The organism is Roseburia sp. AM23-20, assembly GCF_003470905.1.
Lineage (GTDB): Bacteria > Bacillota > Clostridia > Lachnospirales > Lachnospiraceae > Roseburia > Roseburia rectibacter.
In genome coordinates this window covers 1-1448 of sequence record NZ_QRHS01000037.1, presented here as the reverse complement: position 1 = coordinate 1448, position 1448 = coordinate 1, and the positions used below count along the sequence as shown (strand labels likewise).

General features: G+C 40.5%; 1 protein-coding gene. It reads right to left on the bottom strand.

Annotation, left to right across the window (positions count from 1 at the left end; all coding sequences use genetic code 11):
* Window positions 1–155: 155 nt before the first annotated feature.
* Window positions 156–1373 (bottom strand): IS256 family transposase, encoded by a 1218-nt coding sequence (locus tag DW650_RS18125; RefSeq protein ID WP_182384832.1) that lies wholly within the window; start codon window positions 1371–1373, stop codon window positions 156–158.
* Between the last annotated feature and the right edge of the window lie 75 nt (window positions 1374–1448).

The following is a 1448-nucleotide window of genomic DNA, read 5'->3' as shown; positions in this document are numbered from 1 at the left end:
GAGACCGTTTCAAGTTTTGTGTAAACGTTAAAAACTGATATAAGATTTGTGAATAGTTACAAATGGGCAGAGCTGATTTTCTAGGTTCTGCCCATATCTGCATTATACAGGAGTTTTTGGGCATGTCAATAAGACCTGCCCAAAACAAGCTGGTTTTACAGATTGCGTCCGATCAGACGCTCTTCAAAATAGATTTCAAGCTGGGAGTGGATCTGCCCCCAGTCCTGCCTGTGTCCGGTCCATTTTTTCGTGATATCCATAGTTGCCAGATACAGCATTTTCAAAAGGCTGTCATCTGACGGAAAAACGGTCTTGCTTTTGGTCACTTTACGGAGCTGACGATTGAATCCTTCAATGGCATTTGTGGTGTAAATTAGACGTCTTACTGCCTCCGGATATTTGAAATATGTGGACAGGGTTGCCCAGTTATCATGCCAGGATTTATAGATTTTCGGGTACTTGGAATCCCATTTATCTTTGAACAATTCTAACTCATTTAAAGCTGTTTCTTCCGTTGGAGCCGCATATACAAGCTTCAGATCAGCCATCAGCTTTTTGATGTCTTTGTAGGAAACAAACTTCGTTGAATTACGGATCTGATGAATAATACACTGCTGGATTTCTGTTTTTGGATAAACAGCTTCAATTGCCTGTGGAAATCCATTTAGTCCATCCACACATGCTATCAGGATATCTTCAACTCCGCGGTTCTTTAGTCCATTCATGATGGAGAGCCAGAACTTGGCGCTTTCGTTTTCTCCAACATACATACCAAGAACGTCCTTTTTTCCGTTCATATCGATGCCAAGAGCAATGTAGACTGCACGTTTTACAATGCGTCCTTCACTTCGGACATGATAGTGGATAGCATCCATAAATACGACAGCGTACACTTCTTCCAACGGACGTTCCTGCCATTCTTTTACAATTGGAAGAATTTTATCCGTAATCCGGCTGATGGTACTGTCAGAAATATCAATATCATACAGTTCCCGCATGTGAGATTCGATATCTCCGGTAGTCATTCCCTTTGCATACATGGAAAGGATTTTTTCTTCCATGTCCTGAGTCACAGTATTCTGATATTTTTTGATTAGCTGAGGCTCATACTCACCGTTACGATCTCTTGGAATAGCTACATCCATATCTCCATAGCTTGTGTGCATAGTTTTGCTGGAATGACCGTTTCTGCTGTTGTCTGTTTCTTTGTTACGATAATCATACTTGGAATATCCTAATTCTTCATCCAGTTCCTCATCCAAAGCACCTTCCAGAAGAACAGACATCATGTCACGCATGATACTGTTTACATCGGTGCCATCTTTGATGCTGATATCATTATTCTTCAGATAATCACGCATCATTTCTCTCATTGCTGCTTTTTGTGGACTGTCTTTTCTTCTTGCCATAAAAATAACCTCCAAACTGAGTAATTTTATCTTACATCA

Excerpts from the sequence above, each read along its gene's own strand:
- DW650_RS18125 (WP_182384832.1), bottom strand. The coding sequence starts at position 1,373 with ATGAGAGAAATGATGCGTGATTATCTGAAGAATAATGATATCAGCATC.